Annotated in this window: 4 protein-coding genes; 1 reads left to right on the top strand and 3 read right to left on the bottom strand. The window is 65.0% G+C overall.

The window, feature by feature from the left end; translation table 11 throughout:
* The 3 genes from ACR0IK_RS24175 to ACR0IK_RS24165 are packed head-to-tail and all read right to left on the bottom strand — an operon-like array spanning nucleotide 1 to nucleotide 4131.
* Nucleotides 1-1380, bottom strand: a complete 1380-nt coding sequence (locus ACR0IK_RS24175) for a polysaccharide biosynthesis/export family protein (protein WP_480643660.1) — start codon at nucleotides 1378-1380, stop codon at nucleotides 1-3.
* A gap of 25 nt (nucleotides 1381-1405) precedes the next feature.
* Nucleotides 1406-2059, bottom strand: coding sequence for a YjbF family lipoprotein (locus ACR0IK_RS24170; protein WP_480643659.1), 654 nt, complete (start codon nucleotides 2057-2059; stop codon nucleotides 1406-1408).
* Nucleotides 2056-4131 carry a YjbH domain-containing protein gene (locus ACR0IK_RS24165; protein WP_480643658.1) on the bottom strand — a complete coding sequence of 692 codons (2076 nt, stop codon included), beginning with the start codon at nucleotides 4129-4131 and terminating at the stop codon, nucleotides 2056-2058. Before ACR0IK_RS24165 ends, ACR0IK_RS24170 begins: the two co-directional genes overlap by 4 nt.
* A 212-nt stretch (nucleotides 4132-4343) precedes the next feature.
* Here ACR0IK_RS24165 and ACR0IK_RS24160 point away from each other — a divergent pair, with 212 nt between their 5' ends.
* Nucleotides 4344-4601, top strand: a complete 258-nt coding sequence (locus tag ACR0IK_RS24160) for a hypothetical protein (protein WP_480643657.1) — start codon at nucleotides 4344-4346, stop codon at nucleotides 4599-4601.
* Nucleotides 4602-4665: the final 64 nt, after the last annotated feature.

Raw genomic sequence — 4665 nt, 5'->3', positions numbered from 1 at the left:
TTAATTCACTGCGGCGTTGATAGGAGTTGTTACGAGGGATGGTGTGATTTGGCTGATTGTTCTTCCCCATCGGGTGACGGGGTTTTCTGCGATGAAGATGATGTCGTTTGAGCGCAGTTCGAACTGCGCGGCGAGGGTGAGGTGTGCGGCGTTTGTGGTATCGAGGTGCCAGGCGGTGACGGCGCCGAACTCGCGGGGGTCCTGAGCGGCGCGCAGGACGTAGACTTCCGACGCGTCGCCGGTTTCCTTGGCGACCCCGCCGCCGGTGTCATAGAGCGCGTCGGCCAGGGTGGCCGAGTGGTTGAAGGGCAGGGCATAGCGGCCCTGTGTGCGGACCTCGCCGCTGAGGTAGACGTAATCGCGGTCGATTGCGTCCAGCTCGATGGACTGGACGAAGTTGTCGCGGCGCTCATCCAGGTCGGCGCGGCGCAGATTGACGGCAACGTTCAGTTCCTGCAGCGCGGTCTGGCGGCCTTCGAGCACGGTCTCGCGCAGGGCGATCTGCTGGGCAAAGTAGCGCTCGGCGCGGTCGAGGTCATAGTCGGTATCGACAAAGACCGAGTCATCGGCGATCAGGTTGAGGTTCTGCAGCTCGGTGCGGGAATAGAGGTCTTCCAGCGGGATCTGGTAGACATTGCCGTCGCGGTAGATGCGGACCGAGGAATTGTCGATATCGCTGACCGAGACGGAGCCTGCAGCCGAGATCGCCTCGCCCAGGGTCAGCCGGGTCAGGGTGATGGGTTGCACGCCGGGCTGGCCGACGGCGCCGCCGACCGAGACGCGGCGGGAATTGAACTCGGTAATCTCGAGGCTGAAGGTGGGGTCGATCTGGTTCTCGACCAGGCGCTGGAACAGCAGCGCCTCGGCCTCGTCCACGGTCAGGCCGACCAGGCGCACGCGGCCGACATCGGGGATATTGATCGAGCCGTCATCCTGCACGGTATAGCCGTTGCGGCTGTTTTGCGCGGCCAGCAGGCCCGACAGCTCTCCGGCTGTTCCTTGCGTGGACGGCGTGGACAGCACCAGCACGTCGCCGATGCCGATGGTATAGGGGCCGGGATTGGCCTGCGGCGGCGGGTCCAGCTGCAGCCCGGCGCGCGACCCGTCCTGGGTCGAAGGCGCCTCGGGCAGGGGGCCGGTGCCGCGCAGGCTGGCGGAGGAGCCCGATCCGGCCGACAGCGCGAAGACCGAGGGCAGGGTCTTGGGCGAATACGGTGAGCGGTTGGCGACCAGCACGGTCTCGGGCGTCACCGGCACCACGCGGACCTTGCCGGCATCCGACACGCCCGCGGTCACCGAGGGGCTGCGGTAGATGGTCGAGCATCCGGCGATCAGGCCGCCCACGGCCAGTGCGCTGAGGAAAAGGGAAGTATGACGCACGAGCTGTCCTCCGCTGTTCAAAATCTTAACTATCATCGGGCACCCGTTTTATGAACATGTTGCCCAGGAAATCGCCGGTCCATTGCGAGGACTGGACGATGCGGCCGGTGCTGGTCTGCACCCAGTAAATGTTGCTGAACTGCTCGGCCAGCCCATAGCAGTCTTCCTGCTGTTTTTGCGTGGCGACGGGGGTGCCGCCCAGCACGACCGTGTCCGCGCCCCGCAGGGTGATCCGGCATTTATAGGCGTGCAGCTCGATCTCGTCATTGCCGTTGAGAAAGCTGTGGAAGCGTTCGACCTGGCCTTCCCCCCCATTCAGGATCAGCGCGGCGCTCTGGCGGATATCCGAGCTGGCCAGCCCGCCGCCGAAGCCCTTGGCCGAGGTCAGCATCCCCCGCTCCAGCGTGATGGTGGCGCCGTCCGCGGTCAGCCAGCTCTGCACCCCGTCGCGTTCGGTTTCCAGCAGCATCACACCGGCCAGATCGCGGGCGGGAAAGCCGACCTCGAGCCGGGGCGGGATCGGGCGGCGCGCGGCCAGCGCCTCGGCGCGCGGATGGAACCGGGGCGCGTTGGGACGCAGCGCGCCTATCAGCAGATCGACATCCTTCTGCGCTTCGCCGCAGGAGATCAGCAACAGGGCCAGCAGGGCCAACGGGGCAGGGCGTCGCAGGGCCTTCATCGCCAGAACCTCCCCCAGCCGCGGGACAGGTCCTGGGCGCGGGCCTCGCGGGTGACGCCGTAAAGCCGGTTGCGCACGTTCAGCCGCGCGCCGCCGTCCCGCAGGACCGGGCGGATGGTCTGGGCGATCTTGTTGCGCGACGGACGCCCGGTCAGCCACGAGATGGGAATTTCGATCCGGATGCCCTTGTCGAACGAGCCTTCGCCGAACTCTTCCGAGCTGACATTGGTCAGGGTAAAGAAGGCCCCGACCTTGAAGCCGTTGTTGAACTCGCGATCCAGGGTGAAGGTGGCGCCATAGTCGCCGGCCAGGTAACGCCCGACATCGACCTGCGCGTGATAGTCGCCGGGCAGGTCGTAATAGGCCGACACATGCCCGGTGGCGACAGTGTAATCCTGAAAGCCGAACAGCACGTCGAAGTCGCGTTGGGCGACGTAATTGGCCTCGACCCCGAGGGCCAGGCGGCTGTTGTTGGGGTACCACAGCAGCTCGGACGAGAACCCGCCGAACATGGTCTCGAGATACCCCAGCGTGGTGCGGGCATAGAGGTTCTTGCCCGGCCGCCACATGTACTCGGCGGTCATGTGTTCGACGCGCAGGTTGGATTCGCGGGCATAGATCGCCCAGTCCGAGCGCACATGCGGCAGCGGCGAATCCGAGACGCGGGTGCTGTCATCCAGCGTGCTGAGGACCGGCTGGCGCAGCTCGGTCGACAGGGTGAACCCGGGCAACAGGGTGTAATCCAGCCCCAGCGCCGCCCCCAGCTCGTATCGCAGCGGGTCGTCGGGGTCGAAGAACGAGAAGTTCAGATAGGGTCCGAACCGGTAGGAAAAATGCGGATAGGCATCGCTGAGGATGCCGCCCTGCAGCAGCGGAATCGTGTCGGACACCTCGGCGCGGGCAAAGCTGCGCCAGGCATTGTCGGGATCGTGCTCCAGCTCGTAGAGGTCGTCGCGATTGACCCGCACGGCGCTGAGCGGCACGCCGTTCGACATCAGCGCGATGTCGAAATGTTCGGTCTGCGGCGGTTCTTCGTTGGCCAGCACGCGGGCGGTGCGCCCCAGCGCCTGGGCGGCCTGGCCATAACGGTTGTTCTCGACCCCGACCCGGACGGTGTCGCCGGTCCCGGACAGGTAGACCAGCCGCAGCCCTTCCTGATCCAGCGCGTTCTGCAACCGGTCGCGGATGTCGCCCTGGCTGCGATCTGCGGTGGCGGCGGCGATTTGGGCTTCGGGCCGCAGCGGCGGAGGTGCTGCGCCCTGCCCGCCGGGGGTCACCGCTTTGCGCGGATCGACGAAATAGCTGAAGGTCAGCCCCAGCGTGGTGCCATAGAGATAGGAGGCGGTCAGCTGGGTGCCGTTATTGAAGCGGTACTGGGCACCGACATTGATGGGCGAGCGGACCTCGAACCCGGTGCGTTCGCGCTCTTCGGTGTACAGGTCCGGCGAGTATTCCGCCAGCAGCGTCAGGCGATCATTATAGGCCCAGCTGGCGCCGCCGAAAAAAGCCGCGTCACCACGGAACCAATTGCCGGCATCAAGCTGCCCGGTGCTGCCGATGCCACCCTCTTCCCGGGCCGGGCGGGTTTTGAGGCTGTCGGAGAAGATGCCCAGAGGGTTCGTGAAAGCGCCGCGTCCGGCCATGCGCCCCCAGCCGATGCCGCCGGTCAGCTTGAACCGGTCCTGAATGGTTTTTGTAGCCACGAAGTATTCCGCGGCATAGATGCCGGTGCCGCCGAAATCGCGCAGCCCCATCACGATGGCGGGGCTGTGCCTGCTTTCCTCGCGCAGCCGGAAATGGACGTCGAAGCTGCGGTCGTAGAAGGTGCTGGGGGGATTGGTGTTGGTGTTGAACCCATCAAGCACCGCATAGCGGAAGCTGCCATGCACCCAGGGCAGCAGCTGGAAGGTCATCGTGCCCCGCCCGGTTTTTCTGAACCCCGAGGCGGTGAAGACCAGCGTGCCGTCATCGAACATCTCGGCGGTCGGGATCTCGATCAGGCCGGGCGTGCCATAGGTCGAGACAGACTGCGCCTGCGCCATACCGGTCGCAACCGCACACACCAATGCCATCAGGCCTTTCCGCCTTGCTGATACCGCTCGAATCTTCACGTCAGGTTATCACTTTTTTTCGGCGTCTGATTAACGGGTTTTGTCTGTGGCGTCTTGCATCAATTCTCTGCCGCGGAAATTCCGGCAAATCCGTGCATTTTTGCGGATGCGGCATTCTCAGGTCCGGCCCGTTGTGATAACCTTCGACCAAGACTTGTTTAAGGAGATTCACGATGCTCAGAACAACACTCCTGATTGTGGCGCTTTCGGCCACCGGTGCATATGCCCAGGACGCCTCGGACGCGGCGAATGCAGGCCAGAGTGATGCGGCGAGCGCCGCCGCCGCGGCCGCCGAAGGCGGTGTAACCGGCTTCGTCCCGCTCGTCGCACCCGCTCTCGGCGTGGCCGCAGCCGTTATCGGCGTCGCCGCAGCAGGCGGCGGTGGCGGCGGCTCAACAAACAGCACAACAAGCACCGTCAGCACAAACTGATACATATAAAACCCACAAAAACGGCGCGCTTGCCCAACGCGCCGCTGCCGCCAAAAAAATCGGG

The sequence above is a fragment of the Ruegeria sp. BF7 genome (assembly GCF_056538605.1).
Note: the sequence above shows the minus strand (reverse complement) of the source record. Positions and strands in the feature narration are given on the sequence as shown.